The following is a 26,454-nucleotide window of genomic DNA, read 5'->3' on the forward strand; positions in this document are numbered from 1 at the left end:
GCCGGCTACCCTCGGACAAAAGAGGATCATGAGGTGGAGGACAGGGTGCGGTACCGCGAATTGGGACGCAGTGGGCTGTCGGTGTCCGAGATCGGCTACGGCGCGTGGGGTATCGGCGAGTCGGCCTGGGTGGGTGCGACCGAGGACGAGTCGGTACGCGCCCTGCACCGGGCCGTCGACCTCGGGGTGAACCTGATCGACACCGCCCGGGGCTACGGCGAGAGCGAGCGGATCGTCGGCCGGGTGGTCCGAGAGCGGGCCGGCGACGAGGTGCTGGTGGCAACGAAGGTGCCGCCGAAGAACGGGATCTGGCCGGCGCCGGACGGCCTCGACCCGGCCGAGACGTTCCCGGGCGAGCACATCCGGGCCAGCCTGGACACCAGTCTGCGGGCCAGCGGCCTGGACCACTTCGACGTGCTGCAGTTCCACGTCTGGAGCGACGACTGGGTGGGTCGGGGCGACTGGCTGGAGACGGTCGCCGAGCTGAAGCGGGAGGGCAAGATTCGGCTCTTCGGCGTCTCGATCAACGACCACCAGCCGGACAACGCGCTGGAGTTGGTCCGCAGCGGTGCGGTGGACAGCGTGCAGGTCATCTACAACATCTTCGACCAGGCGCCGGCCGACGCGCTGCTGCCGGCCTGCCAGGAGCACGGGGTCGGGGTGATCGTCCGGGTGGCGTTGGACGAGGGTGGGCTGACCGGGCGGATCACCGCCGACACGACGTTCCCGGAGGGCGACTTCCGCAACCGCTACTTCCGGGACGACCGGCCGGCGCAGGTCGAGCGGCGGGTGGCCGCGATCGTCGCCGACCTCGGCATCACCGCCGACCAGATCGCCGAGTACGCGCTGCGGTTCGTGCTGAGTTCGCCGGCGGTCTCGACGGTCATCCCGGGCATGCGTTCGGTCCGCAACGTCGAGCGCAACGTGGCGGTGAGTGACGGCCGGCCGCTGACCGCCGACCAGCTCGCGGTCGTGGCCGGGCACCGCTGGCTGCGGAACTTCTACGGCTGACCGGACCGAACCCGTTCGGCCCGGCCGCCCTGGGAACCGGGGTGGCCGGGCCGGCGTCGTACCGGGTGGCCGATGTTCGGCTCCGGGCCTTCGGGGGGACGACGTGGCAGCTTCTCCGGTGCAGCGGCGACCGTGGATCGCGCTGGTGGTTGGCGTCCTGGCCCTGGCCGGGGTGTTCGGCGTACTGCTGTGGGACGGGGGCCGCCTGCTGTCGTCCGGGTCCTCCTCCGCTGACGAGCCGTACTACAACTCCACCGTCGACCTGGAGGGCGGCGCCGACCTGATCGTCCGGGGCGGTTTTGTCGACAGCCGGGAGCACTCCGACCGGGGTTGGCCGGAGGTCACCGCGACGCTCAGGGTCGACGCGGTGGCCAAGGGCGAGGTGAGCGTCGGCGACACGGTCGAGGTCTCGTACGCCCGGCCGGGCTCCGGGCCGGACGCCCCGGACGGGCTGGACCCGGACGGCGGCGAGTACGTCTTCCTGCTGGTGGTCTGGCCGGAGGGCGGGTCGAGCCTGGTCAACACCACCCAGGGCTTCTACCGGATCGAGGGCGGCCGGGCGGTCGCCGGTGAGGACAACCCGGTCCCGCTCAGCTCGACGGTCCGGCAACAGCTCGGTCTCAGTTGAGGTGTCCGGCACACTTCTCTGACTATTGTCAGAGATATGGCGACGCTGAGCGAGCAGGCAGCCCTGGTCCGCGACTTCAACCGCTACTACTCCCGACGGATCGGCCTGCTCACCGACCGCTATCTCGGCCAGGCCCGCCCACTCAGCGAGGCCCGGCTGCTCTTCGAGATCGGCACCGGCGCGGACGTCCGCGACCTGCGCGCCCGACTCGGCTGGGACTCCGGATACCTCAGCCGCTCGCTCCGTTCCCTGGAAGGTCAGGGTCTGGTCGAACTCCATCCACACCAGACAGACGGACGGGTACGGGTCGCCGGGCTCACCGACGCCGGCCGTACCGAACTCGCCGAACTCGACCGGCTCTCCACCACCCGCGCCGTCGAACTGCTCGAACCGCTCACCGCCGCCCAGCGGGACGAACTCGTCGCGGCGCAACAACAGACCCGACGGCTGCTGCGGCTGGCCGCCGTCACGGTCGAGGTGGTCGCGCCCGACTCGGCGGTCGTGCGGCACTGCCTGTCCGGGTACGCCACCGAGCTGACCGCCCGCTTTCCGGAGGGGTACGACACCGGGGCGCTGGTCGCCGACGCCGAGGTCGACGGCGACCGGGGTGCCTTCCTGGTCGCGTACGAGCACGGCGAACCGGTCGGCTGCGGGGCGGTACGTACCCACTCCCCCGGCGTCGGCGAAATCCGCCACCTCTGGGTGCACGCCGACGCCCGTGGACTGGGCCTGGGCCGCCGACTGCTCCGGGAACTGGAACGGCAGGCGGAGCTACGCGGCCTGCACACCGTGCGGCTCGGCACGCACCGGGTGCTGACCGAGGCGGCGACGCTCTACCGCGCCTCGGGGTACCGGGAGATCCCGACGTACGACAACTCGCCGTACAACCACCTCGCCTTTGAACGGGTGCTGGTCGGCGACGACGTGCTGCCGTCGCTGGACGGCCGCCGGTTCGCCGCCGTCGACGAGGTGGCCGGCGGGGAGGTCGACACCGCCACCCGGTTCGACTACCGGGAGCGGAACGGCGAGGTCTCGGCGACGTACACCGGGGGTGCGATCCGGACCGGGCACCTGGTCGGCACCCGGGACGGCAACACCCTGGACTTCCGGTACGTGCAGCTCAACCGCTCCGGCGAGACGTCGACCGGGCACTGCGTCTCGACGCTGTCCCAACTGCCGGACGGGCGGCTGCGGCTCGACGAGACCTGGTCCTGGGAGTCCCGGGCCGGTTCCGGCACCAGCGCCGTCGAGGAGGTGCGGTAGCCGACCTGGCTCCGGAGCCCGTCAGCCGAGCCGCTGCCGCAGCCAGCGCAGGGCACCGACGCCGAGCCGGCGTTTCTCGAGGGCGATCGGTTCCAGCCCCGGCGGCATCAGCGTCATCCCGCCGGCGACCAGGAACCCGGTGTACGCGGCCAGGACCGCGTCGACGTCGCCGGGCTCGACCGGCATGGTCGACGCGACGCTGGACAGGTACGGCTCGGGATCGAGACCGTCCGCCGCCGCGCTGCCGAGCACGGTGACCAGGTCGACCACGGGTGCGCCGAGTCGGGCGTGCGGCCAGTCGACAAAAACCACCCTGTCCTCGGTGAGCAGGATGTTGTGCGGGTACAGGTCGAAGTGGACCAGCGAGTCTCCCTGCGCGGCGCGCAGCCCGCGCGCCTCGAGTTCGGTCAGCCGGGTCAGATTGGCGGCGGACCAGGGCGAAACGGCCGACAGCCGGTCGCGGTCGAGTTCGGCCCACCCGCCGAGTCGTGGATGGTCGGTGCCGAGCGGTACCGGTGACGGGGTCACCGCCCCGGCGAGCCTCGCCACGGCCCGCACCGTACGCCCCAACTCCCCGTCCGTCCACGGCCGGGCCGGCTCGGCACCGTCGACACACTCGAAGGCGAGCACCGTCCACCCGGTGATCTCGGAACTGCTCAACAGCCGGGCGGCCGGCACGTCCGCCGGCAGATGCCCGGTGACCACCGCCTCGGCCCGGTAGTGGCCGGCCTCGACCGGCCAGCGCGTCCCGTCGACGGCCTTGACGAAGACGCGACGGCCGTCCCGCAGGCCGAGCCGCGAGGCGAAGCCCGGCGAAAACCCGCCCGAGCAGTTGTCGGACCGGGTGACCGGGCTGCCGACCAGTTCCTCGACGCCGGTACGCAGCGTCGGCGGCAGGTCGTCCCACAACGGTCGGCGTTTGCTTCCGAACATGATCCTCGCTCTGTCACGGTCACTCGGACCGTCGTTGGTCGACCGGTGTCAGGAAAATGGGGCGTCCTGGATTGAGGGCGAGCACCGGGATGGCGTCGATTTTGCCAGCATCCAGCGCATCCCAGTAGATCCCGCCCGGGCGACGGGAAGACCCGCACCGGATCACCTCGTCCGGAGTCACGATCAGGTCGACTCTGAAATCGTGGGGTGACTCCGGAAGCGGACGGTCGAGCACCTGCGCCGCGTGAACCGTGGTTGCCAGGATGGTTTCTGGTCCGATGAGGCCGGCCTCCATGAGCAGGGCGACCTCGATGTCGGAGTAGCCAGCCCCCTTGCCCACGCGCACGCCGTCTCGGTTGACCGCGACACTGCCGCAGATCACGAGGTCAACCGGCCGCATCTGGTCAACCCCGACCTTCGGCGCGTTTGCCGCCGCACCAGCGCTGGTAGCGACCCTAGCGGAGTCGTCTCCCACAATCGCCGGATCGAGAAGGTAGAAGGGTTGTGCGTCGGCAAGCTTCGGCACAGCCATATAAACCAACTTCGCCTCGGCCAGCGCCCGCATCCGAACTGCGAACTGGGCCTTGTCCGGATTCGACTTGACAACGCGTGCACGGTGCCACTCCGGCAGGTCCGCGAGACGCCGGGCGGCGGCCTCCGCGCCGACGAAGTTGGGGATACGACCGTACGGTCCAGGGGGCGGAACGGCGCCCAGGCGATCCAGCCGGCCCCAGACCTCATCGCGTACGCGCCGCTTTTCCTGCTCCGTTTCCATCGGGTGTCCTCACCCAGCCATCAGCTGGAACAGTCGGTCCGTAACTTCCTGTACGTCAACACGGCCGCGCCATGGACGCAGCTCGCGTCCTACCTTGAACAGGACGTTCATACCGCCGCCCGCACGGGTCCGCTCGACCACGTCAACGCCCGCGTGCAACGCGACAACCGCCCCGTCGATCTCGCGCTGCCGCAACCGCGCCAGCGCGAGGTTGCCGGAGGTGATCGCTCGGGACTTCGTCCGGTCCGACAGCTGCGTCATCGCCGCTTCGAGCAGGGTTTCCGCCTTCCGCGCATCCCCGAGGGAGAGGTAACAGGAGCCAGCCACCCGGGCAAACTGGGCGGCCGCCACCAACGGACGACAGGGGTCGGTCTCGGGTGTCACGCCCAGCTCGCGTCCGGCATCGCCGAGCGCCCGATCGCACGCCGATCGGTCTCCGAGCATGGCGTGGGCTTCACCGACGTGCAGCGTGGCCAGTCCGGCGAGCGCGTGGCTTCCGAAGCGGTGCGCCAATTCGGTCGCCTGCGCTGCCTGGGCGAGGCCGCGCCTCGGGTCCCGGTCGGCGTAGAGGGCGACATAACCGCTCCGCAGCCGTGCGTGTGCCTCCTGCAGCAGGTCGTCTCCCTGCCGCGCCGCACTGGTCGCCTGCTCGTAGTAGGCCACCGTGGTCGTACGGTCCCGACGCTGCGAGGCGTCCCAGACGAGTTGACCCAGCAGAATCAACGAGGTGGCGTGTACTCGGGCCAAGGCACGCCGCACCTCGACCGCCGAGGCGTGTGCCCGGAACAACGCGATGTCGGCATGCAGTCGGACGGCGTTCGGCAGGAGCGCTGTGGACGGGGTGCTGTCGTAGCGCAACGTCAGCACATCCAGTTCGTCGCGGAGTTGAGCCGCGGTAGCCAGGTCCACAGCCCGGGGCGATCTCAGGGCATGCCCGAGGCGTTCGGTGCGGCGAGTATTGACCTCGCCGATATCCTCCAACAGTTCGGTGATCTTCTCCAACGGAACCTGGAGTGCGTCCGCGAGGCGTGGGCGGGCCCACGGCTGCGGATCGGATTCCGCCCGCTCCCAGCGAACCACCGTCGTGCGGTCCACCCCGAGCTTCTCGGCGAGGCTCTCCTGGGTGTGTCCGACCGCCCTGCGTCTGTCCGCGAGGCGCTGCCTTTTCAAGGCCATCAGTGAACTCCCCGCCCACATGTCACGGAAACAGCCTCGGACAGTTACGCATATCGCTGATCGTATTGCAACGTTCCTACGCCATTTCCGCCGAAGTCACGCGCTGGGCCGGCCCACCGTTTGGGCAGCAGGCTGATGACACGGCCCGGGGCGGATGCTGGGCCACCGGTTCCCGCCAAGCCGGCGTGGCGGGCTGCCGACCCCGTCCGCCTCGGCGCCACCCAGAAGCGGATCGACAACAGGGGGCAACGTGGTGTTGGTGGCAGCCGCCCGGAGGGCGGAATCCGATGGTGTTGCGTCTGTCGAGTTGCCGGGCGTACTTCCGGATGGTGGTGGGCGACGGTGAGCGCACGCTATCCGAGGCCGACCCCGGCGGAGGTCAGATCTGTTCGTTTCGGTCGTGGTCGGTGGCGGCGTGGTCTCGACCCGGACGAGGTGTACGGGTTCCTGGACCGGCTCGCGGACGAGATGGAGTTGCTGCGCCGGGACATCCGGGTGGCCCGCGAGGACGCCGACCGGGTGAAGGCCGCGTTGCGGACCTGGCAGACCCGGAACGCCCGGGCGGTCGACCAACGCTGGCGTGGTGGGCGGCAGCGATGAGCGAGCCCTCGGGCAGACGACCGTCAGCGGCTGTCGAGGTCACCGACGAGATGGCCGCGCGCTTCCGGGACACGCTGCTTGAACACGCCAACGATCGGGAATCCGGCGTCTGTGTGCGGTGCGGTCGAAACCGCTGTGACGAATGGCGCTGGGCGTACGAGCGACTGGTCCTCGCCGGTCGCCTCGATGACCTGCCCCGCCTTTGGGCCGGTCCCTAGAAGTTGGGAGGCACGAGGTTGACGACACGCGCCCCGGGCGGAACCCAGTTGCGTGATGACCGGTGGATTTGAGTAGTCTTTGCGCCATGTCGAGCCCTGAGGCATCCAAGGTGGGGGCTTTCGGTCACGCCGCCAGCCCCCTGAACCACTGAGTTCATAGTCCGCTTCCCAGCAGCCTTCGCTGCATGGGCATCTGCGCACACCCTTGGGCGCTGGCCGCGGTGACGAGACGTCTCCCCGTTCTCTCTCACCTCGGAGTTCTTGATGCCTCTGCCGCTCTACCTGCTTGCCGTGGCGGTCTTTGCCATGGGCACCTCGGAGTTCATGCTCGCTGGCCTGGTGCCAGACATCGCCACAAGCCTCGACGTGTCAATCGGGGCCGCCGGGCTTCTGACCTCGGCGTTCGCTGTCGGGATGATCATCGGCGCACCGCTGATGGCGGCGCTCGCGCGCCGGTGGCCTGCCCGGGCCAGCCTGCTGGGCTTCGTGCTGGTTTTCGCCATAGTCCACGTCGTGGGGGCCCTCACGACGAGTCTCGCAGTTTTGCTTGTCACCCGGGTGGTCGCCGCCGGGGCCAACGCGGGCTTCCTGGCCGTGGCACTGAGCACGGCGGCCAACCTCGTCCCATTTGACCAGAAAGGGCGCGCGCTGGCGGTGCTGCTCTCGGGTACGACGGCGGCCACCATCGCTGGAGTTCCCAGCGGTGCGGTGCTCGGCACAGTCTTCAGCTGGCGGGCAACCTTCTGGGCGATCGCACTGCTCTGCCTTCCCGCTGCCTTCGGCGTCGTGAAAGGCATCCCGGCCCGGGTCGGAAAGACCCCTCGAGACACGTCGGCCGGCCCGTCTCTTCGGGACGAGATCGCCCAGCTCGCGATGCCCAGACCGGTCCTGGTCATGCTGCTCGGCGCCCTGGTCAACGCTGCCACCTTCGCCACGTTCACCTTCCTGGCACCGATCGTGACCGACACCGCCGGCCTGGGTGAGCTGTGGGTCTCGGTCGTGCTGGTGCTCTTTGGTGGCGGGTCCTTCGTCGGCGTCACCCTCGCGGGACGGCTCTCCGATCAACGTTCCGGCATGGTGATCGCAGTCGGTGGCCCGCTGCTGCTGCTCGGCTGGGTCGCGTTGGCGACCCTGGCTGCCCAACCGGTGGCGCTTCTGCTCCTCGTGTTCGTGCAGGGCACGCTCTCCTTCGCGTTGGGCAGCACCCTGATCGCGAGAGTGCTCTATGAGGCAGCAGGCGCCCCCACCATGGGAGGGTCGTATGCGACCGCTCCGTTGAGCGTCGAGGGACGGCGGCGACTCATCGAGCGCTGCCGGCCCCGACGGAGATCCGAGCCGTACGTTTCGGTCGGGGGAAGTGACGGCGTGGCCTCGACCCGGACGAGGTGTACGGGTTTCCGGACCGGCTGGCGGATGAGACGGAACTGCAGTGCCGGGACATCCGGGTGGCCCGCGAGGACGCCGACCGGGTGAAGACAGAACCTAGTCGGATGGGATCGTGCGGGTGGCCTGGATGGCGCGGCGCAGCCGACCGTCGGCAGCCAACTCGCCGAACATGTAGATCTCGGTGCTGATAGTGCCGCCCTTGCGCAGCTCGGCGATGAGCCGGTACCGGGCGGCGACCTGGTCGCCGTCCACCAACGCCTGCTCCACCTCGACCCGGAGGGCGGTGGCCCGTTTGCGGGCCGGACGGATGTGGTCCAGCAGCCGCTTCCGGTCCAACAGCACGCCGTCGTTGATCAGCTCGTAGTCCGGCGTGTGGTAGCGGTCCAGCACGGTCGCCGGGTCCTCCTCGCCCAGCCCGGCCTCCTCCGGGTACCTCAGCAGATAACCGGTCAGGTCGGTACGGGGCGTCATGCCATCCCTCTTATCTTTGACATGCTGTCCACGATAACGCCGCCCGGTAGATTAGACAACGTGTCAGAGATAGCAGACGGTCGGCGCCGGCGGCGGCGCTCGGATGCCGAGCGCAGTGCCGCAGCCGTGCTCGACGCCGCCGTCCACGTGCTCGGTCGGCATCCCGACGCGAAAGTGGAACAGGTCGCCGCCGCGGCCGGCGTCACCCGCCAGACCGTGTACGCCCACTACCCTTCCCGACCGCTGCTGGTGGCCGCGGTCGTCGACCGCATCACCGCCGAAGCCGTCGCCGCCCTCGACGCCGCCGATTCCGACACCGACAGCGTCACCGAGGCACTGCTGCGCTGGCTCGACGTCACCTGGCGACTGTTCGACCGGTACCCGCTGCTCCTGCACCCGTCGGTCGCCGCCGTCGACCAGGCGGACGCCGACCGTCAGCATGCCCCGGTTGTTGAGCGGCTGGAGCGGCTGATCAGACACGGCCAGACCGCCGGCGAGTTCGACAGCAGCCTCAGCCCGGCCTGGTTGGTCTCCGCGACCATCGCACTCGGTCACGCCGCCGGTGGCGAGGTGGCCGCCGGCCGCATGACCACCACGGAGACGGCGACGGCGCTGCGACACAGCATCCTGCGCCTGTACGGCGTCCACGAGACCTGATCACTCCCGTACGCCGACCCGACCCCCGTCGGGGGCCCGGCCGCCGGCGACGTGCCGGGCCGGACCCCCGAGGGTCAGGTCTCCAGTTCCGTCACCGCAGGGCGTAGGCCCGGATGATGGTCTGGTCCTGTGCGTTGCCGTCGGAGTCGGTGACCGCCGAGCGCAGCGAGACGAACTCCGCGCCCACCGGGTGGTCGACGGTGACCGCCCACTGACCGCGCTGCCGCGTGACCGTCACCGGTTTCCAGCTCCGGCCGTCGTCGTAGGAGACCTCGACGGTCAGCGTGGAGATCTGCCCGGGGTGGTCGCTGCCGTTGCGCTGCACCGAGACCGGGATGGTGAACGGCTCGCCGGCGGGGGCGGCGTTCTCGTTGTCGAGGTCCGGTGCGTACCGTACCGCCAGCAGCGGCAGGTAGCTGGCGTACAGGGGATCGTCGTGGCGCTGCGAGGCGAACGTCCACTCCACGTCGATCCGGGTGGAGAGGCGGGCGTAGGCGGACCGGTCCGCGGTGGTACGTACGGTGTACACCGCGTCTTCCGGTCCGACCTCGAACACGCCACGGGTCGCCTCGTCGGACTCGCCGATGACCTCACCGTCGCGCAGCAGCTGGGTCTTGCCGGGCAGGAACCCGTCACCCCAGCGACCTCGACCCTGGTCGGACACCAGCGTCTGCTGGAGGTACAGCTGGTCCTGGTTCCGGAATGACGCTCCGCCGCCGTACTGGGCGCCGGCCATGGCGGGTCCGAACACGCCGACGTTCCAGCGGACGGCGGTGGTCCTGCCCCGGCGGAACACCGTCGGCGCGTACTGCATGAACTGGGTACGGATGTCGCCGTCGATCACCTCGTTGAAGCTGCGGAAGTTCCACGGCACGTCCGGGGTGTAGTACTCGTCCAGGGTGACGGGCAGTGGGACGGTGACGTCGAACTCGCGGAGCCCGGTCGCGCCGGGTGTGCTCGTCGCGTGCTCGGACCGGACATGCGCGAGCTCCTGTCGCCGGTCGTGCCATCCAGGTGTACGCGAAATGCCGTTGTCCACACGTTTCAGCTGGTACAGGTAGGGACTGTTGTCGAACGATTCGCCGTTCCACCGCGCCATGAGGGTCTCGACGGTGAAGGTGAAGTCGTCGTGCCGGGTGGCCGACGGTTTGACGGTCAGGTCGGGGAGTCGCCCGGCCGGCACCAGGGTCGTCGTGCCGACGTAGCCGCGTCCGTTTCCGAGTTCGCGTCCGTAGTCGAGCTGGCTGTGGACGTGCCGGGCGGTCGGATCGTCGATCGTGATGTCGACCGGCACCGTCTCCCGGACGTCGTAGACCACCTCGGTGTCCTGGGTGACCATGAACGTCGGCTCGGCGAAGTCCGCCAGGCGACCGGTCGCCGCGTCCGGGACGTACCCGGTGTAGGTGTATTCCCCGCGAGGCAGCCGGAGCGTGATCGGGCCGGTGGCGAAGCCCTTGTAGATGCCGACGTGATCGATCGGGACGAACCGGTAGCGGTACTCGTCGCTCGGCGCTCCGTCGTACCCGATCGCGCTCACGGTGACGTCGTAGCTCTCGATCTCCCGGTGGACCGCGACCGGTGTGCGGAGCGCACCGCCACCGCTCGACGCGTCCCGGGTCGCGACGACCACGCCCGTGAAGGCGCCGGTGGGTCCGTCGAAGCTGGTGTCGGCGGTGACCGTGGTGCTCGCCTGGCCACCGGCCGGCACGGTCAGCGACGCGGGGGCGAAGGTGAACATGCCCTCCGGGGCCGGGGCCCCGTCCTCGCTGACCACGTCGGCCGCGAGGTCGAGCGAGACCGGGCCGGTGCCGAGGTTGGTGTAGGTGAGGGTCCTGCTGATCGGGGTGTTGTCGTGGTGCGGCCACCGCACCGCGCCCAGGTTGAGGTTCGTCGGCGAGGCGACCACCGTCGATCTGACGGCCGCGGCGAGGTCCAGACGACCGGCGCCCTGCTCGAAGACGGTCAGTCCGTCCTTCGGCACGGCGTTGCCCATCAGCGTGGCCTTGATCTGGTCCGGGCTCCAGTCCGGGTGTGCTCCGGCGAGGATCGCGGCCGCGCCGGCGACGTGCGGGGCGGCCATGGAGGTGCCGGAGAGCGGCATGTGGCTCTGCCCCGGTTCACCGAGCACGCCGTTGCTGGCCCGGGCCGCGACGATGTCGACGCCGGGCGCGGTGATGTCCGGTTTGATCGCGCCGTCGAGGAGCCGCGGGCCGCGCCCGGAGAACTCCGCGAGTTCGTCGTCGCGGTTGACCGCGCCCACGGTCAGTGCGGCATCAGCCGTGCCCGGCAGGTCGACGTAAGCCGGTTCGTTGCCCGCCGCGACCACGAACAGCGCCCCCGTCCGGGCGGTGAGTTCGTTCACCGCCTGTGACAACGGGTCCGTGCCGTCGCTGGGGCCGCCGCCCAGACTCATGTTGATCACATCGGCGCCCTGCGACGCGGCCCACTCCATGCCCGCGAGCACTGCGGACTCACTCCCGAAGCCGTCGTCGGCGAGCACCTTCACGTTGAGGATCCGGGTGTCCGGCGCGACTCCCCGGTGCCGGGGATCCGCACCGGTGACGATGGACGCGACGTGGGTACCGTGCCCGTTCCGGTCGTCAGGGTCGGCACCGCCGGTGAAGTCGCGGGCGTCCACCACCGCGTCGGCGAGATCCGGGTGGGTGGCGTCGACCCCGGTGTCGAGCACCGCGACCGTGGTGCCCGCGCCGGTGTGTCCGGCAGCCCAGGCCGCCGGCGCGCCGACCTGCGGCACCGAGTGTTCCAGCGCCGCCCGGACCCGCCCGTCGAGCCAGACCCGGTCGGCGGTGCGTGCCGTCGGCCAGTACGCGGCGGAACGCTCCACGGAGAGAGCCGTGGCGCCCACGGCTGGCAGCTCACGGCTCACCCGGGCGGCCGTGCTGCGCGGCGCCGGCCCGGCGTGGTCGACGATCAGCGGCAGCCGGTCGGCCAACGTGTCGTCGAACCCGGCCTCGACAAGCTCGGTGACGTTGAAGAGCCGCGGATCCAGTTTGCCCTGCGCCAGAAGCGCCTGCGCGTCCTCGGGTACGACGTTGATGTCGCCCCGTTCGTCGGTGTAGGTGTGGAACACCATGTGTTCCCGGCCGTGCGCCGCCCGCACGTTCAGCACCCGGGTACCGCTGACCGTCACGGTGTCCCCGGTCAACAACGTGACGGTCACCCCCGCAGAAACGGGTGGCTGTGCCACCACAGGGCTGGCCACCGCCTCCGGCACGACCGCACCGGATGACACCGTGACGGCGGCCAGGAGCCCCGACAGGGCCGGTCTCATTCGCATCGACAACTCCGACTCTACTGTGGACAAACGAGGGAGAGCGGGCCGCACCGACGCAGACCACCCGGATGGACGCGGCTCAGCCGGTCTGACCGACCTCGTCGACGACGGTGAGGACCAGTGCGGCGAAGGTTCCCGCGACGCCCGAGATGCCGAGTAGGTCGTCGGCGATCCCGGATCCGAGCCGCCTCGCCAGGTAGCGGCGGACGTACGGCGCACACCTAACGGAGATCGTCGCGAAGCTCTCGGGATCCCGGACGGACCGCGCGATCACCGCCGCGCCCGTCAGCACGCCGACATCGGCAGCCTTGACTCGTTGTGACCAACTCATGCACGACCTTCCGCGGGCCCGAAACTCATCACCTGTTATCCGCAGGCCGCGGGAAAAAGGTTCACGGGCGGAGCATGTCGGCGGCGGTCAGCGCACGACTTCGAAACCTGCTCGGTCAGACCCCGGACGGGTACGTCTCGAGTTCACCGGAGGCGACCCAGGTCGGCAGCGGGTGCAGGGCAGTGGTGTGGTCGCACCAGACGAAGGCGTCGTAGCGGTCGCCGAGCCGGGTCGGCACGTAGTTGCCCCACGCCTCGAACGACGGGTCGTAGACCACGCCGATCGCCCGGTGGTCGGCCTCCTGCACCAGCCATTCCGGCTGGTCGCCGTGCGAGAGGATCAGCAGCGCCCGGTCCGGGAGCAGGGTGTGGAACCGCTCCTCCAGCGAACCTCCCCGGGCCGGCGGCACGGTCATCACCTCGCACGGGGCACCCCAGCGCGGCGCGGCGACCACCGTTCCCTCGTAGCTGCCGAAGCCGACGAGGACAACGTCGTCGGCACCGTACCGTTCCCGGGCGAGTTGCCCGATGTTGACCATCCCGTTCGGGGACATGTCGGTGGCCCGGGCGTCGCCGACGTGGGTGTTGTGCGCCCAGACCACCGCCTTCGCGTCCCGGCCGTACCGGTCCAACAGCCGGTCCAGGGTGTCGGCCATGTGGGTGTCCCGGACGTTCCACGACTGCGGGCCGCCGCCGACCATCGCCCGGTAGTACTTCTCCGCTCCGGCGACCACGGCGGCGTTCTGCCACGCCGAGAAGCTGTCCGCGCCGTCCCGGGCGGCCCGTTCCCGGGTACGCGCCAACAGCCGTACCACCTCGTCCTCGCAGCGGGCCGAGACGAACCGGCTGGCCACGCCGTACTCCTCGATCCGGCTGCCGTACGGCTCGAAGCAGCGGTACGCCTCGGCGGCAGCCTCAAGCGTCGCCGGGTCCTCCTCCCCAAGGTAGTCGAGGATGGACTGCATCGACTCCCAGAGGCTGTAGACGTCGAGGCCGTGGAAGCCGACCCGGGCCGGCTCGGGCCGCTCCAGGTTCCAGGCGCGCAACCAGCGGCAGAACCGGACCACCTCGGCGTTCGCCCACATCCAGGTCGGCCAGCGGACGAACCGTTCCAGCGCGCTCTGCGGGTCGGCGTCGGCGCCGGGCGCGGCGGTGACCGACCGGTGCACCAGGTCGCAGTCCGGCCAGTCGCCCTCCACCGCCACGAACGAGAACCCGTGCTCGACGATCAGCCGTCGGGTGAACTGCTCGCGCAGCCGGTAGTAGTCGTACGTGCCGTGGCTGGCCTCGCCCAGCATCACCACCCGGGCCGAGCCGACCCGCTCCAGCAGCGGGTCGAAGTCGCCCGGCGCCCCGAGCCGCTCCACCAACATGCCCACGGCTACCCCGGCCGGCCGGTGAACAAACGCGGCAGCGGCCACCCGGCCGGACCGCCCTGGCATACGGACGGCCCCCCGGGGTATCTCCCCGGTCATGAAGCTGGACGCGATGCAGTTGCAGGACTACCTCTCCGGCCTGGACTATCCGGTGTCGAAGGAGGATCTCATCCGGTGGGGCCAGGAGACCGGCCTGGACACCGAGACCCTGCAACTGCTGCGTTCCCTCCCCGTCGACCAGTTCCAGTCCCCGAACGACGTCGGCGACGCGATCATCGAACTCTCCTGACCGGTCCGGCCGGGTCTCAGCCGGCCGGGTAGACCAGCGCCTCGACCCGTTCGACCACGGTCGCGGACGCCTCGGCCCGGGTCTGCACCACCACGAACGAGAACCCGTGCTCGACGATCAACCGCCGGGTAGCGGTGCCTGCCGCGCCGTCGGGCTGTGGCGGCTCAGGTACTCCTGCGGCTCGACAGCCGTACGGTCGAGTTCGAGGCATCGACCCATCGCGTTGACCGCCCGGCCGGTGTCGCCGAGCAGGTGGAAACACTGCCCGGCCCGGTACCAGCCGATGGCGCCCGAGGCAGTGCCGAACTCACCCGCCCGGGCGTACCGTTCCGCGGCCACGGCCAGCTCCCCCTTCGCGGCATGGCCGTCTCCGGCGACAAGCCAGGCTTCCACGCAGTACGGGTCGAGCGCGACCAGGGCGGCCGCACCCTCGCCGGTGACCTCGATCCGTGACTCCAGCAGGTACCGGGTGTTTTCCCGGGCCACCAGCGGCTCGACCGGGTCGGCCGCGAGCTCGACGTCGAGGCGCCCGGCCACCTCCAGCTCCTTGACCGCCGACGATCTGTCCCCCTGCCGCAGACGCAGCAACGCGAGCGCCCGGTGGAAACGGCTACGCACCAGCGTGCCGTACCAGTCGTCCAGCCCCGCCGGCTTGACCGGCGCGGCGAACCACGCCGCTCGGGTGGTGTCGCCGGCCCGCAACCCGTGGCCGATCCCCTGGAACCTCGCGCTCAGCGCGATCAGCGGGTTGCCGTGGTCGGCCAGCGCGGTGAACAGACTCAGCGCGTGGCGAGCCCGACCGGGATACCGGGCGTGCAGCCGGGCCACGTCGTAGACGTACCGGTCGTGACTCGGCTGCCCGGTCACCGCGACCTCACCGGCCAGTGCGAGTGCCGGACCGACGTACGACAGTTGGGCGAGGTGGAAGAGCACCTGGGACCGGACCGGGTAGTCGTGCTCGGCGAACTCGCCGACGTACCGCAGCAGGTTCGTCCACGCCGGTGTCCGCAGCTGCTCCGGCAGGCCGTCCGGTGCCCGACAGTCGTACCGGCGCAGCCCGGCGTGCCGCAGCACCTGGCTGCGTAACCCCGGCACGGCGATCCTGGAGTACCACGGCCACCGACCGTCGCCCCGGGCGAGGCGCTCCGCCAACGGCGCCACCATACGCAGCCGCAGCGACGCGTACCCGGTGTCGGACAGGTCGATCACCGGTCGCCAGAACTGCGCCAGCCGGTTGTGGGCAAGCGTCGGCTCCCCCGGCAGGTAGGGAAACAGGCCGCGCGGGTCGCTACGCCGGTAGAACCGGTTCAGGGGAGTCACCGGGGAGCCCCGTAGCGACCCCGGTGGAACAGCAGTGGGGTCCGCTCGCCCTGCGCCAGGTGGATCGCGACCACCCCGCCGACGTACAGCACGTGGTCGCCGGCGGGATGCCTCGCCCAGTGCTCGCACTCGAAGGTGGCCAACACGCCGGGGAGGAGCACGTTGCCGGCCGGGCTGGCGACCGCGCCGAGCCGGCGGGCCGCCGCCGAGCCCGTCGGCCGGTCCGGGCGGGCGAAGAGCGCGGCCAACTCGGTCTGGGCGGCGTCCAGGACGTGTACGGCGAACCCGGCGCAGGTGTCCAGCTCCGCCCGCATCCGGCTGGTCGTTCGGAGCGTCACCAGGACCAGCAGAGGGTCGAGTGACACCGATACGAAGGAGTTGATCGTGACCGCCTCGAGCGCCGCGGGTCCGCCCCGGGTGACCAGCGTGACGCCGGTAGGGAAGCGGCTCATCGCGGCCCGGAACGCCGTCGGGTCGAGCGCCACCGGCAGCAGCGCCGGGTCCCGGGTGTCGACGCCGCTCATCCCCGGCGCTTGCGGTAGGTGCCGACCACCAGGCCGGAGGCCCAGTCCAGCATGGTGACCACCAGGTCCGGCTCGGTCAGGATCTCCTTGCGGAAGCGCTCCACCCGGGCCGGATGGTCGGCCGTCCAGGTGTCGTTGGGGAGCAGGTCGTCCGCCACGAACAAGGCCCCGTCGGCCAGGTTCTTGAAGACCACGTCACGCCGGTGGAACTTCGCCTCGGTGGTGTCGACGAAGACAAGATCGAACGGCGGGCCGTCGTACTCCTCCAGCCAGGTGGTGGCGTTGGTGGTGATGATCTCCGCACGCGGGTCGGCCGCGAGGACGTCGCGGCAGATCCCGGCGACCTTGGCATGGACCTCCAGGCCGATCAGCCGGGCGTCCGGGTCCATCCCGGCGAGCAACCAGGCCGAGCCCACGCCGAGCCCGGCACCGACTTCGAGGATCCGCCCGCCGGGCTTGCTGGCGGCGAGGGTACGCAGCAGGGCGCCGGTCCGGGGTTCGGAGGAGAGCCGCCACTGTCCCCGGTCCGCGATCGCCTGCGCCTTCGCCGCCAGAGGAGGAATGTCGATCGGGAGGTCACCAGTCATGCCGAGACACCTTCCTGTGCTGGTACGGGTATCGGGCGCGGGGCGGCTCTGCGGGCCAGGATCTCGGTGCTCACCGCGCGGGCCAGCCAGTACCCGGCCACGCCGAGGAACGCGCCGGTGAGGCCGAGCCCCGCCGGCCCCGCCAGCACCCAGGCCAGCGGCAGTTGGACGCCGAGCGCCGCGACGAGATTGGCGTACATGTCCCGGTCGGTGTGGCCGAGCGCGCGCAGCAGGCTCACGTTGCCGAGCGCCCAGGCCAGCGCCGGCAGGCTGAGTGCCACCAGGAGCAGGGCCGGCCCGGCCGCCTCGACCACCGACGGGATGGCGGTGAAGACCCGGGCCACCGCTGCGGGAAAGACGGCCATTCCCAGGCCGAGGGCGGCGGCGGGCAGTACGAGGGTGAGCTGTCCCGCCCGCCAGAACCGGCGTACGTCGTGGGTCCGCCCGGCGCCGAGCGCCCGACCGATGAGGATCCGGCCGGCGGCGGCGAAGGTGCTGGCCACGCCGAAGATCAGGATCATCACCTCGAAGGCGATCCGGCCCCCGCCGAGTTCGACGGCGCCGAGTCCGCCGATGACCGCGAAGAACACCGCCACGCCGAGATAGTCGAGGCCGGTCGAGACGATCGCCGGCCAACTGAGCCGCGGCACCGAGGTGACGAAGTCCGCTGGCCCCGCCTCGGCTGGCCCGCGCAGCATCGACATCAGCCCGGATCGCCGTACCGCCATCAGCAGGAAGGCCACCCCGACCGCCCAGGACAGGGTGGTGGCGAGCCCGTTGCCGGCAGCGCCGAGCCGGGGCGCGGGCCCCGGCCCATAGATCAGCAGCCAGTCGAGGGTGACGTTCGTCCCGGCGACGACCAGCCCGGCGACCATCGGATAGCGCGGCCGCCGGTACGCGTTGAAGCCGGCCGCGAGCAGCGCGAACCCGACCAGCAGCAGCAGGGTCGGGGCGCGCGCCGCGAGGTACTGCGCCGCGATCGGGGTGAGCCGGCGGTCGCCACCGACCAGCAGGGCGGCCAACGGTCCACCGGCGGCCAGGCACGCGGCGGTGAGCGCCGCCGCGATGGCCCCGCAGAAGACCGCGGACGACCGTAGCGACCGTCGGATCCCGCCCATGTCGTCGCGACCGGCGAAGCGGGCCGCGAGGATCTGGTGGCCGGTCACCGACGCGAGCACGACGCCACCGAAGATGTCGAACAGCGCCGCCCCGGCGGCGACGGCCGCCAGATCGGGCTCGGCGTAGTGGCCCATCATCCCGATGTCGACCGCCCCGGCCAGCGCCGAGGAGAGGGCACCGACCAGCATCGGCACGGCCAGCGTGACGATCTGCCGGCCCGGACGCCCCGGGTCGGGGCCGGTCACGACGCCCTCGCCGCAAGGTGCTCACGCGGCTCGACCGCGGCGGCGTCGAGTTCCAGACAGCGTCCCATCGCGTTCACCGCGTTGGCCCGGTCGCCGACGAAGTCGTAGCACTGCGCCGCGCGGAACCAGCCCATCGCACCGGAGACTGTGCCGAGTTCGCCGGCGTGCGCGTACCGCCGGGCCGCCTCCGGGTAGTCGCCGATCTCGACGAACCCGTCCGCCACGACCAGTCGGGCCTCGATGCAGTACGGGTCGAGCGCGTCCAGCCGCTCGCAGAGTCGTCGTACCTCGTCGGCCGACTCCCGGCTCCGCGCCCGCGCCGCCGCCTTGATCTGCGACTCGGTGAGGATCCGCAGGTTCTCCTGGGCCACCGTCAGGTCGGTGCCGACCGCCGGGAACAGCCGGTCGCTGTATTCCAGCGCCAGGTCCAGCTCGGCCCGCATCATCGGCGCCCGCCGCTCGGCAAGGCGCAGCAGCGCCACCGCCCGGTGAAACCGGCTGCGTACCAGCCAGGCGTGCCACCGGTCGGGCAGGCCCGCGTCGATGAGTTGCTGACCGTACCGCTCGAACCGCTGGGCCAGCTGGATCTCGGTGCCGCTGCGGATGGTGTGGCCGATGCCCTGCGCGCAGGAGGCGAGGGCGAGCAGGGGATCCTTGGCCATCGTCGCGAGCTGCTCGAAGACGGGCAGCGCCCGGGCGGCATGACCGGGGAACCGTGCGTGCACCCGGGCCACCTCGTAGGCGTACCGGTCGTGGGCCGGGTCGCCGTCAGGTGTCACGACGCCGGCCAACTTGAACACGTACTCGCAGTAGGAGAGCTGCGCCAACTGGAAGACGACCAGTGACCGGGTGAGGTGGTCGAGGGCTGGGAACCGGGCGATCGCGTCGAGCAGCCGCTGCCACTGCGGGGTACGCAGTTCGGGGTCGAGGCCGGTCGGCTCACGGCAGTCGTACCCGGTCAGGCCGGCGTGCCGGAGCACCTGGTGGCGTAGTCCGGCCACCCCGATCATCGCGAACCAGGACCAGCCGTCCGCCGGCGGCTCGGCCAGCCACTGCGAGACCGGCTGGACCATCCGCAGCCGCATCGGCGCCAGGTCGCTGTCGGTCATGTCGATGATCGGGCGCCAGAACGCCGCAAGCCGGTTGTGTTCGACCGGCTGAACGCCGTCGACGTGCGGGAAGATGCCCTTGGGGTCGCTACGTGTGTAGCGCCGACGCAGCTGCAATCTAGCGGTCTGCAAGGTGTTCCTCCAAGAAGTCCTTGATGGCCGCGAAGAGTCGGACCCGATTGACGTTCGACCTGACGTGGTGGCCCTCGTCCGCGAAGCGCAGATAGCGCACCGGCACGCCGATCTCCTCGGCCCGGGCGGCGAACCGGTCCATCTCGGCGATCGGCACCCGGGGGTCGCGGGTTCCGTGCGCGAGCAGCACGGGTGCGCACCGTGGGGTCAGTACGTGCTGCGGCGAGCGTTGCTCCAGCCCGGCCCGGCCGACCTGCCGTTGGAGCAGGATCGACAACGGCTGCCAGTACACCGGTGGCTTCTCCACGAAGGACACCAGGTCGCAGGGGGCGCTGATCGCCACGGCGCACCGCACCAGGTCCGGGCGCAGGCAGGCGGCGAGTAGCGAGGCGTAGCCGCCGTACGACGCGCCGAGGAAGGCTGTCCGGGCCGGGTCGACGAGGCCGGCGGCCACTCCGGCGCCGAGCGCCTCGTAGAGGTCGTCCTGCATCCGTCCACCCCACTCACCGTTGCCGGCCTGCCGGAAGTCGATGCCGAACCCCTTCGACCCCCGGTAGTTGACGTGTAGGGACAGGTATCCGAGCGAGGCGAGGTACTGCGCGTCCGCGTGGAACCGCCACAGGTCCCGCCCGGCCGGCCCGCCGTGCACCATGACGACCGTGGGCAGGGGCGGGTTGGTGTCGAGCGGGCGCATCAGGTATCCGCCGAGTTTCCAGCCGTCGCCGGTGACGAAGTGGAAGTCCGCGAGCCGGGGCAACCGCCGCCCGGACAGTCCCGGACGGTTGACAAAGACCTCCCGAAACCGTCCTGTGCCCGGGCTGAACAGCCGATATCGGATCGGGCCGTCGTCCCGGACCTGGACCACCAGCCAGGTCCGGTCGTCGGCACTACGGTCGACGAGAACCAGCGGTTCGTCCGGGGTCCGGGCGAGCACGGCGAGCGCGGCCCGCGGCCCGGGTCCCAGCGGTCGGTATCGCAGCCGCTGGTCCATCACCGCGCAGAGGTCGGGCTCGCCGGTCGTCGGATCGAACCAGACACCCTCTCCGGCGATCGGATAACTGTCGACGTCCAGCTCCGGGTCCTCGAAAACCGTGGTCACCACCGCGCTGGCGGCGTCGATCGTGATCAACCGCCGGGTCTTGGCACCGTGGCTGGTCAGCAGGTACAGCCGCCGTCCGTCCCGGCCGAAGCCCGCGATGGCGAGGTCCACGACCCCCTCGACGTCGATCTCCAGTACGACCCGTGCCGCGCCTGGATCCTCGCCGAGGAGGACCTGCAGTGACCCGCTCCGGGTGAACCGGGTGCCGCCGCGCGGCCGCAGCGAGCCGTCGACCAGCCAGCGGTGGTAGCCGGCGCTCTGCGCCACCTGCTCCGGCTGCCCGCCGAGCCGGACCCGGTACAGCTCGCCCCGGCTGCAGTACACCACCGCGTCGGGGTCGTCGACGGACAGCCAGTACTCGGAGACCCGGTCGGCCAACTCCACCTGGCCCTGCCCGGCACACCGGAACGCCAGCAGCCGCCAGGCCTCCCGACCCCGTTGGGTGGCCCGGTAGAGCAACGTGGTGCCGTCGGTGGCCCAGCGCAGGTCCGCGAGCATCTCCCCGTGATGCGCCGCGAGCCGCTCCTCCGCTCCGTCGGCGGTCCGCAGCCAGAGTTCCTGCCCGGCGTCGACGGTACGCACGAACCCTATCGAGAGCCCGTCCGGGGAGAGTCGCAGCGAGGTGTTCCGCTCGTAGGCGAGCAGTTCCCGTCTCAGTTCGGCGAGCGTGCTCATCGACCCGACGCGTCCGTGCGGGCCAGAAGATCCGTACGACGTGACTCGTCCATGAAGTCGACCCCGGCGCTACCCCGGGACCAGCCCGTGGTGAGTGTGTACACCGGGGCGTACCGATCCTCGGTCAGCCCGTGCAACGCCAGATAGGGCCGATCCCGCTGGGCCGGAGTGACCAGGGTGCTCAGCCCGTATGCGGAACCGAGCACGACCAGCTGCTGGCCGAGGATCCCGCTCTCCAGGTACAGCCGACGCAGACCGTGCTCATGCCGGTACCGCCACTGGTAGCGGGGAAAGTCGGCCACCATGCCGAGGGTCCACGCCGCCGTCGCCGGGGAACGCATGCCCTGCAGCACGTCTGTCATCGCCTGCCGGTGGTTGCCGGGCCGGACCGAGATCAGCTCGTGGGTTCGGATGTCGTACCGGTACGCCCCCGGTTCCACCCCGGCGACATCGTAGACACAGACGTGGAAGTCCCACGCCGAGCCGTAGCTGTCCAAGTAGGACATCGGGCGGGCGTGGTCGGTGCCGTGGCGGCGGGCCCGCACGTCGGCGAGGCCGTACCAGAGCAGGCCGGAGAGCCGCTCGACCGGGACCGGCTTCGGCACGTACGCCCGGCCGCTACGGCGGCTGACCATCAGCTGCGCGACCGGATCCCCGGTCGGCTCGGCGGGCTTCCCCAGCGCGGTACGGAGCCCGTCGAGCGGGCGCTCCTCCGGCGGTCGACCGTCGACCTCGAGGTAGCGCTGCAGGGTCGCGGTGCGGATCGCCTCGTCCGCGTCGACCGTGTCGGCGTAGTCCCACCGGCGGGAGGCGACGTAGTACTGGTCGGACGGGTACCAGCCGCGGCGCTGCCAATGCCGCCAGCCGGCGACCAGGTGGCGACGATCGTCGTCGGCGTGGACGGCGGTCGCCCACCCTCCGCCGTCGCCGGTCGGCGCCCAGTCCGCACCATGCCGGATGTAGCGGGCCAGCGCCTCCGGCGACCACCGGAACCGCCGACCGGTCACGGTGTCGGTCACCTCGACGTCGGCGCTGTCCGGATCCGCGCTCGGGCGTACCCGGAAGCCCACCGGCCAGCCGGTCACGACGGCCTCCCGGTGGTGACGCCGTCCGCGATCGCCACGGTGAGCATGTAGCCCTCCTCCATGCCGTCCAGCCCGAGCGCCGCCTCTATCCGGGGCGCGTGGTCGCAGTAGTAGATGCCGGCGGTGAGCCCGCATGAACGGGCGGCGATCCAGGCCGTTCCGGCGAGATGCCCGGCGTCCATGTGGACGGTGCGGAAGGTGCGGGGCTCGCGGTAGCGGTACATGTTGCGTTCGAACACGCTGGTGACGACGAGAAGCGCCCGGGCGGGGAACGGGAAGCGCTCGACGGTCTCCGGGAACAGCTCGCCGAGCACGTCGTCCGGGGGCGGCAGGTCGAGCCGCCGGAGACTGAACGGCTTCATCGTGACGTGATGCCAGCCGTTGTCGAGTCCCGGGACGTCGAGGACCGCCAGGTAACCCTCGGACGGGTGCCGACCACCGCCGGAGGGACTGGTGCGCCGCAGCAACGGCGCGGAGTCGGTTCGCGGCACGAGCGTGCCGGTCTGCCCGAACGTCAGGGAGAGCACCGTGGACAGCGTGCTGGCGTCCACCGCGACCGGGGTCACCGTGCCACTCCACGCCGCGTCGGCGCCGGCGGTGGGCAGTTGCACTGTCGGCTCGGGCAGTGTCGTCGCGGGCCGGTCGACGTAGTCGAGCTTGTACCGGTCGGCGTCGGGTTCCGTGGTCTGGTACTCCCGCATCCGCGCCTGGTCGGTCAGGAAGGCGACGGCTTCGGAGTAGTCGATACACGGATAGTCGTACGACAGAAGGTGATATTCAGCCGCTTCGTGCCAGCCGAACCTGCTCCAATTGCGCCGAAGCGCGACCAGCCACGCCAACTGCGGATCGTCTCTGATCGAAGCCGCCTGGACAATGAGCCCGCGATCGCACAGTGAGACGATCAGACGTTCCCAGGAGTCGCCGGATTCGTTGTCCGATATCTCCATCAGGCGCTTGGCAAGATCCTGCTGCTTCTGCGGGCGATTCGCGGCCACCAGGGCCGCCGCCGCAGCAGGCGAAATTCGGTAACGCTTGCGTTCCAACAGATTCTCGGCGACCCACTGTTCACCTGAGACCTCGGACGGAGGGATCAGGCGCACCGCGGGGTTCAGGCGCACGACCATCAGCTCTCCTCGCAATCCACCGTACGGTGACGCCATGGTGCGGGCATCCACACCGGCACCATGACGCCGGCCATCACCAGCGGATCAGTACGCGCTGGACTGGATCAGCATGACGTCGTACGCCGACGTCTCCTCGACCACGTCGAGGTTCTCCATCGCCGTCGCGGTTTCCTCCACGGCGGCCTCGCGAGTGGTCTCCTGGACCATGACTTCAGCCATCTTCCGTTCACCTCCTTCCCCGAATGAGGAGTGAAGGCCGGCCAGCCAGAAGCAATAGTCGTACGGCCGTCTCACGCCTGTCAAGACGTTGATCATCGTCAATTTCGATTTAGCACGATCGAAACACGGCATCACGGGCCGATCAGGTCAGTTATGGCAGTTGTCCCGGTTCGCCCCATGAACAGGTCGGACATCATCCAATGTCATCACGACCATTGTCGGAAAAGTGATTGCGCGGCGAACCGGAAAAGGATTATCCCGAACCAGCCCGCAAGGATCGGCCGGTTCGGGTTCGTCGGCCGACCGTCGAACCGGCCGAGACCGTCACTCCCCGGCGCTGTTCAGGTACGCCAACACCGCCAGCACCCGCCGGTTGTCATCGTCGGACTGGATCAGGTCGAGCTTGCCGAAGATGCTCGCGGTGTGCTTGCCGACCGCGCTCTCGCTGAGGTGGAGCCGCTGGCCGATGGCGTGGTTGGAGCGCCCCTCGGCCATCAGTCCCAGCACCTCCCGTTCCCGGGGCGTGAGCCGGGTCATCGGCGCGTTCCGGCCGTGACGGACGAGCAGCTTGGCGATCACGTCCGGATCCATCGCCATCCCACCGCCGGCCACCCGGCGTACCGCGTCGACGAACTGCTCCGCGTTGAAGACCCGGTCCTTCAGAAGGTAGCCGACCCCACCGCTGCCGTCGGCGAGCAGTTCTCGGGCGTAGAGCTGCTCCACATGCTGGGAGAGGACGAGCACCGGCAGCCCGGGGACCTCCCGACGGGCGGCCAGCGCGGCCTGCAGCCCCTCGTCGGTCTGGGTGGGCGGCAGCCGTACGTCCACCACGGCGACGTCGGGGCGGAGCCGGAGCAGCGCCGCCAACAGCTCCGGTCCGGTCTCGACCGCCGCCACCACCTCGAACCCGTGTGCGGTCAGCATCCGGGACAGGCCGTCCCGCAGCAGGTAGAGGTCCTCGGCGAGGACAACACGCACGGGGCCCTCCACGGTCACGACGGCGGCGCGGTTCGACGACGCCGCCGAATGTACCGGGTCGGCCGCCGTCAGGCGGGGATGGCGACGGTCCGGCCCTGCTCCCGGGCGGTCTGGGCGGCGGCGAGCACCGCCACCACCTCGCGGCCGAACCGTACGTCGCAGCGGTGGTCCCGGGTGCCGGCGTTCACCTCCGCGAGCAGTTGCTCGACCGCCAGGCCGTACGCCTGCACCGCCGGGGCGTCCCGCTGGGGTACCACCTCGATGCCGTTCTCGCCATGGAAGACGACGTCGAACGTGGTGGAGGCGGGTGGGGCGTCGAGGGCCAGGGACAGCGTGCTCGTCGCGCCGTCGGCGTGGCCCAGCATCAGGTGGACGCTGTCCCGGGGACCGTCCATCGCGGCGACCCGGACGACCTGGCCGAGCACCGGGATGATCAACGAGAGCGCGTGCGGGCCGATGTCCCAGAGTCCGCCGTGGGCGCGGCGCCAGGCCGACCCGCCGTACGGGTTGCCGGGCTGGAAGATCGACGCGTAGATGGCGCCCCGGGCGCCGTGCCAGCCCCCGGTGGCCGCCGCGGCGGCGAGGAAGCCGGCGATCGTGGGATGGAACCGGTTGGTGAAGAAGACGATCGAGGCGACGCCGGACGTCTGCGCGGCGGTCACCACCCGGTCGGCGGCCGGCAGGGTCAACGCGAGCGGCTTGTCCAGCAGCAGGTGCCGGCCGGCGGTGGCGGCCCGCACCGCGATGTCGGCCTGCACGTCCGGCGGCAACGCGACGGCCACCGCGTCCACGGCCCCGATCAGGGCGTCGACGTCGTCGAAGGCCGGTACGTCGTACTGGTCGGCCAGCGCCCGGGTCTTGACCGGGTCTCGGCCCCAGACGCCGGCGAGCCGGGCCCCGGGGTGGGCGGCGAGCGCCGGGGCGTGCACCTGGGCGGCCCAGTGACCGGTGCCGAAGAGTCCGAACGTGAGCAAGGCGGGGCCCCTCTGTGGTTGGGCGTCGGGTGGCCAGATCTTCCTAACACACCTGGTCGGACGAACCGGGCAGACCTAACCAGCCCGCCGCCTGCGCCGCCGGTTCCGGCCGCCGCGCCGCTGACCGAACCGCCGCACCATGTCGTACGCCTCCCGCGCCTCGGCGACCGCCCGGTTCGCCTCGGAGTGCAGTTCCCAGGCGACGGCCTCGGCGGCCGAGGTTTCCTGTTCGGCGCGCCGGGCCATCGCCGCCGCCCGCTCGTACGCCCGGCGTGCCTCGGCCAGCAGCATCCGGCTGCGTTCGAGTAGCCGCTCCCGCTGCTCCTGCGCCGGGTCCCGGTGCCCGGAGCGACCGAACACCTCACGCAGTTGCGCCAACGAGAGGTCCCCGCGCTTGTACGCCGCCAGGGCGGCCCGGGACACCGCGCGGTCCTGTTCCGGGTCGGGCTCGGCGGGCGCCGGCGCCCGGTCGGCGGCCTCCCGGCCGGCGAGCACCGCCTGCCAGGCCCGTTCGTAGTCCCGCTCGGCCGCCTCCTGGGCCAGCCACGCCGTGTGCCGCTCCCGCTCCGCCGCCGCGAGCGCGACCCGGGCCGCGCCGGCGATCGCGGCGGCGCGGCCGGCGTCGGTCTGGACCCCGATCGCGTACGCCTCGAGTTGCTCGGCGGCGGCGCGCAGCCGCTCCGGGTCGGGTCGCCGCTTCCTCGGCTGCCGGTCCGTCACCACGGCGAGGAAGAGCAGGGAGAACAGCACCGCGCCACCGGCGATCAGCAGTGCGGAGGGCGCGTCGATGCCGGACAGGTCCACGCCCTGGGCTCCCGGTGAGGTGGGGGTACGGGTGCGGCCCAATCATAGAAGA

General features: G+C 70.9%; 26 protein-coding genes. 7 read left to right on the forward strand and 19 right to left on the reverse strand.

Translation table 11 applies throughout. The annotated features are described in order from the left end of the window. The first annotated feature begins 33 nt into the window (after positions 1–33). From ABGB21_RS18460 to ABGB21_RS18470, 3 genes are all read left to right on the forward strand, one after another. The gene (locus ABGB21_RS18460) at positions 34–1,011 is read left to right on the forward strand and encodes an aldo/keto reductase (protein ID WP_347653546.1); all 978 of its coding nucleotides are present in this window, start codon (positions 34–36) and stop codon (positions 1,009–1,011) included. A gap of 103 nt (positions 1,012–1,114) precedes the next feature. Next, entirely contained in the window at positions 1,115–1,639 is a 525-nt protein-coding gene (locus tag ABGB21_RS18465) for a hypothetical protein (RefSeq protein ID WP_347678658.1), read from the forward strand. Between the two features lie 36 nt (positions 1,640–1,675). Next, a complete protein-coding gene (locus ABGB21_RS18470) occupies positions 1,676–2,902 on the forward strand; it encodes a MarR family winged helix-turn-helix transcriptional regulator (RefSeq protein WP_347678660.1) in 1,227 nt (408 codons plus the stop codon). Positions 2,903–2,923: 21 nt separating this feature from the next. Here ABGB21_RS18470 and ABGB21_RS18475 read toward each other — a convergent pair whose 3' ends face one another. From ABGB21_RS18475 to ABGB21_RS18485, 3 genes are read right to left on the reverse strand one after another with little or no spacing between them, the layout of a single operon-like run. Beyond that, on the reverse strand, positions 2,924–3,835 hold the full coding sequence (locus tag ABGB21_RS18475) for an aminoglycoside phosphotransferase family protein (RefSeq protein ID WP_347678662.1): 912 nt from the start codon (positions 3,833–3,835) through the stop codon (positions 2,924–2,926). Positions 3,836–3,854: 19 nt separating this feature from the next. Then, complete coding sequence (locus ABGB21_RS18480) at positions 3,855–4,610, reverse strand: 5-formyltetrahydrofolate cyclo-ligase (RefSeq protein ID WP_347678664.1); 756 nt, start codon at positions 4,608–4,610, stop codon at positions 3,855–3,857. Positions 4,611–4,619: 9 nt separating this feature from the next. After that, positions 4,620–5,786 (reverse strand): helix-turn-helix transcriptional regulator, encoded by a 1,167-nt coding sequence (locus ABGB21_RS18485; RefSeq protein ID WP_347678666.1) that lies wholly within the window; start codon positions 5,784–5,786, stop codon positions 4,620–4,622. Between the two features lie 342 nt (positions 5,787–6,128). On the opposite strand from ABGB21_RS18485, the gene ABGB21_RS18490 reads away from it, so the two are divergent. Then, positions 6,129–6,386: a DivIVA domain-containing protein gene (locus ABGB21_RS18490; protein WP_347653541.1), complete on the forward strand. Its 258-nt coding sequence runs from the start codon at positions 6,129–6,131 to the stop codon at positions 6,384–6,386. Between the two features lie 482 nt (positions 6,387–6,868). Then, the gene (locus ABGB21_RS18495; protein WP_347678668.1) at positions 6,869–8,077 is read left to right on the forward strand and encodes a Cmx/CmrA family chloramphenicol efflux MFS transporter; all 1,209 of its coding nucleotides are present in this window, start codon (positions 6,869–6,871) and stop codon (positions 8,075–8,077) included. Between the two features lie 9 nt (positions 8,078–8,086). On the opposite strand, the gene ABGB21_RS18500 is transcribed toward ABGB21_RS18495, so the two are convergent. Continuing rightward, positions 8,087–8,461, reverse strand: a complete 375-nt coding sequence (locus tag ABGB21_RS18500; protein ID WP_347653538.1) for a nuclear transport factor 2 family protein — start codon at positions 8,459–8,461, stop codon at positions 8,087–8,089. Between the two features lie 60 nt (positions 8,462–8,521). Here ABGB21_RS18500 and ABGB21_RS18505 point away from each other — a divergent pair, with 60 nt between their 5' ends. Further along, the gene (locus ABGB21_RS18505; RefSeq protein WP_347678670.1) at positions 8,522–9,118 is read left to right on the forward strand and encodes a TetR/AcrR family transcriptional regulator; all 597 of its coding nucleotides are present in this window, start codon (positions 8,522–8,524) and stop codon (positions 9,116–9,118) included. A gap of 91 nt (positions 9,119–9,209) precedes the next feature. Here ABGB21_RS18505 and ABGB21_RS18510 read toward each other — a convergent pair whose 3' ends face one another. The 3 genes from ABGB21_RS18510 to ABGB21_RS18520 form a co-directional block, all read right to left on the reverse strand. After that, positions 9,210–12,416 (reverse strand): S8 family serine peptidase, encoded by a 3,207-nt coding sequence (locus ABGB21_RS18510; RefSeq protein WP_347678672.1) that lies wholly within the window; start codon positions 12,414–12,416, stop codon positions 9,210–9,212. A 76-nt stretch (positions 12,417–12,492) separates the two neighbouring features. Then, the gene (locus ABGB21_RS18515; protein ID WP_347653535.1) at positions 12,493–12,744 is read right to left on the reverse strand and encodes a hypothetical protein; all 252 of its coding nucleotides are present in this window, start codon (positions 12,742–12,744) and stop codon (positions 12,493–12,495) included. 115 nt (positions 12,745–12,859) lie between these two features. After that, positions 12,860–14,116: an erythromycin esterase family protein gene (locus tag ABGB21_RS18520; protein WP_347653534.1), complete on the reverse strand. Its 1,257-nt coding sequence runs from the start codon at positions 14,114–14,116 to the stop codon at positions 12,860–12,862. A 100-nt stretch (positions 14,117–14,216) separates the two neighbouring features. Here ABGB21_RS18520 and ABGB21_RS18525 point away from each other — a divergent pair, with 100 nt between their 5' ends. Further along, positions 14,217–14,408, forward strand: coding sequence for a DUF2795 domain-containing protein (locus ABGB21_RS18525; RefSeq protein ID WP_347653533.1), 192 nt, complete (start codon positions 14,217–14,219; stop codon positions 14,406–14,408). Between the two features lie 117 nt (positions 14,409–14,525). Here the strand turns inward: ABGB21_RS18525 and ABGB21_RS18530 are convergent, their stop codons facing one another. The 12 genes from ABGB21_RS18530 to ABGB21_RS18585 form a co-directional block, all read right to left on the reverse strand. Continuing rightward, entirely contained in the window at positions 14,526–15,728 is a 1,203-nt protein-coding gene (locus ABGB21_RS18530; RefSeq protein WP_347678674.1) for a hypothetical protein, read from the reverse strand. Next, on the reverse strand, positions 15,725–16,252 hold the full coding sequence (locus tag ABGB21_RS18535; RefSeq protein WP_347678676.1) for a flavin reductase family protein: 528 nt from the start codon (positions 16,250–16,252) through the stop codon (positions 15,725–15,727). The genes ABGB21_RS18530 and ABGB21_RS18535 overlap by 4 nt, the downstream gene beginning before the upstream one ends. Next, complete coding sequence (locus ABGB21_RS18540) at positions 16,249–16,839, reverse strand: class I SAM-dependent methyltransferase (protein WP_347678678.1); 591 nt, start codon at positions 16,837–16,839, stop codon at positions 16,249–16,251. Before ABGB21_RS18540 ends, ABGB21_RS18535 begins: the two co-directional genes overlap by 4 nt. Further along, a complete protein-coding gene (locus tag ABGB21_RS18545) occupies positions 16,836–18,203 on the reverse strand; it encodes an MATE family efflux transporter (RefSeq protein WP_347678680.1) in 1,368 nt (455 codons plus the stop codon). Before ABGB21_RS18545 ends, ABGB21_RS18540 begins: the two co-directional genes overlap by 4 nt. After that, positions 18,200–19,444, reverse strand: a complete 1,245-nt coding sequence (locus ABGB21_RS18550; RefSeq protein WP_347678682.1) for a hypothetical protein — start codon at positions 19,442–19,444, stop codon at positions 18,200–18,202. Before ABGB21_RS18550 ends, ABGB21_RS18545 begins: the two co-directional genes overlap by 4 nt. Then, positions 19,431–21,218, reverse strand: coding sequence for an alpha/beta fold hydrolase (locus ABGB21_RS18555; RefSeq protein ID WP_347678684.1), 1,788 nt, complete (start codon positions 21,216–21,218; stop codon positions 19,431–19,433). Before ABGB21_RS18555 ends, ABGB21_RS18550 begins: the two co-directional genes overlap by 14 nt. Further along, positions 21,215–22,303, reverse strand: coding sequence for a SagB/ThcOx family dehydrogenase (locus tag ABGB21_RS18560; RefSeq protein WP_347678686.1), 1,089 nt, complete (start codon positions 22,301–22,303; stop codon positions 21,215–21,217). The genes ABGB21_RS18555 and ABGB21_RS18560 overlap by 4 nt, the downstream gene beginning before the upstream one ends. Then, positions 22,300–23,427 carry a SagB/ThcOx family dehydrogenase gene (locus ABGB21_RS18565; protein WP_347678688.1) on the reverse strand — a complete coding sequence of 376 codons (1,128 nt, stop codon included), beginning with the start codon at positions 23,425–23,427 and terminating at the stop codon, positions 22,300–22,302. The genes ABGB21_RS18560 and ABGB21_RS18565 overlap by 4 nt, the downstream gene beginning before the upstream one ends. Positions 23,428–23,511: 84 nt before the next feature. Beyond that, entirely contained in the window at positions 23,512–23,646 is a 135-nt protein-coding gene (locus ABGB21_RS18570) for a hypothetical protein (protein ID WP_347678690.1), read from the reverse strand. A gap of 324 nt (positions 23,647–23,970) precedes the next feature. Beyond that, positions 23,971–24,624: a response regulator transcription factor gene (locus ABGB21_RS18575; RefSeq protein ID WP_347678692.1), complete on the reverse strand. Its 654-nt coding sequence runs from the start codon at positions 24,622–24,624 to the stop codon at positions 23,971–23,973. Positions 24,625–24,692: 68 nt separating this feature from the next. Next, positions 24,693–25,598 carry a Gfo/Idh/MocA family oxidoreductase gene (locus tag ABGB21_RS18580; RefSeq protein ID WP_347653531.1) on the reverse strand — a complete coding sequence of 302 codons (906 nt, stop codon included), beginning with the start codon at positions 25,596–25,598 and terminating at the stop codon, positions 24,693–24,695. Positions 25,599–25,673: 75 nt separating this feature from the next. Continuing rightward, positions 25,674–26,402: a hypothetical protein gene (locus ABGB21_RS18585; protein WP_347653530.1), complete on the reverse strand. Its 729-nt coding sequence runs from the start codon at positions 26,400–26,402 to the stop codon at positions 25,674–25,676. Positions 26,403–26,454 lie beyond the last annotated feature (52 nt).

It is taken from the genome of Plantactinospora sp. B24E8 (genome assembly GCF_039871735.1).
GTDB lineage: Bacteria > Actinomycetota > Actinomycetes > Mycobacteriales > Micromonosporaceae > Plantactinospora.

Excerpts from the sequence above, each read along its gene's own strand:
- ABGB21_RS18525 (WP_347653533.1), top strand. The coding sequence starts at position 14,217 with ATGAAGCTGGACGCGATGCAGTTGCAGGACTACCTCTCCGGCCTGGAC.
- ABGB21_RS18565 (WP_347678688.1), bottom strand. The coding sequence starts at position 23,427 with ATGGTCGTGCGCCTGAACCCCGCGGTGCGCCTGATCCCTCCGTCCGAG.
- ABGB21_RS18500 (WP_347653538.1), bottom strand. The coding sequence starts at position 8,461 with ATGACGCCCCGTACCGACCTGACCGGTTATCTGCTGAGGTACCCGGAG.
- ABGB21_RS18535 (WP_347678676.1), bottom strand. The coding sequence starts at position 16,252 with ATGAGCGGCGTCGACACCCGGGACCCGGCGCTGCTGCCGGTGGCGCTC.
- ABGB21_RS18495 (WP_347678668.1), top strand. The coding sequence starts at position 6,869 with ATGCCTCTGCCGCTCTACCTGCTTGCCGTGGCGGTCTTTGCCATGGGC.
- ABGB21_RS18485 (WP_347678666.1), bottom strand. The coding sequence starts at position 5,786 with ATGGCCTTGAAAAGGCAGCGCCTCGCGGACAGACGCAGGGCGGTCGGA.
- ABGB21_RS18515 (WP_347653535.1), bottom strand. The coding sequence starts at position 12,744 with ATGAGTTGGTCACAACGAGTCAAGGCTGCCGATGTCGGCGTGCTGACG.
- ABGB21_RS18470 (WP_347678660.1), top strand. The coding sequence starts at position 1,676 with ATGGCGACGCTGAGCGAGCAGGCAGCCCTGGTCCGCGACTTCAACCGC.
- ABGB21_RS18555 (WP_347678684.1), bottom strand. The coding sequence starts at position 21,218 with ATGAGCACGCTCGCCGAACTGAGACGGGAACTGCTCGCCTACGAGCGG.
- ABGB21_RS18480 (WP_347678664.1), bottom strand. The coding sequence starts at position 4,610 with ATGGAAACGGAGCAGGAAAAGCGGCGCGTACGCGATGAGGTCTGGGGC.
- ABGB21_RS18520 (WP_347653534.1), bottom strand. The coding sequence starts at position 14,116 with ATGTTGGTGGAGCGGCTCGGGGCGCCGGGCGACTTCGACCCGCTGCTG.
- ABGB21_RS18475 (WP_347678662.1), bottom strand. The coding sequence starts at position 3,835 with ATGTTCGGAAGCAAACGCCGACCGTTGTGGGACGACCTGCCGCCGACG.
- ABGB21_RS18540 (WP_347678678.1), bottom strand. The coding sequence starts at position 16,839 with ATGACTGGTGACCTCCCGATCGACATTCCTCCTCTGGCGGCGAAGGCG.
- ABGB21_RS18510 (WP_347678672.1), bottom strand. The coding sequence starts at position 12,416 with ATGCGAATGAGACCGGCCCTGTCGGGGCTCCTGGCCGCCGTCACGGTG.
- ABGB21_RS18570 (WP_347678690.1), bottom strand. The coding sequence starts at position 23,646 with ATGGCTGAAGTCATGGTCCAGGAGACCACTCGCGAGGCCGCCGTGGAG.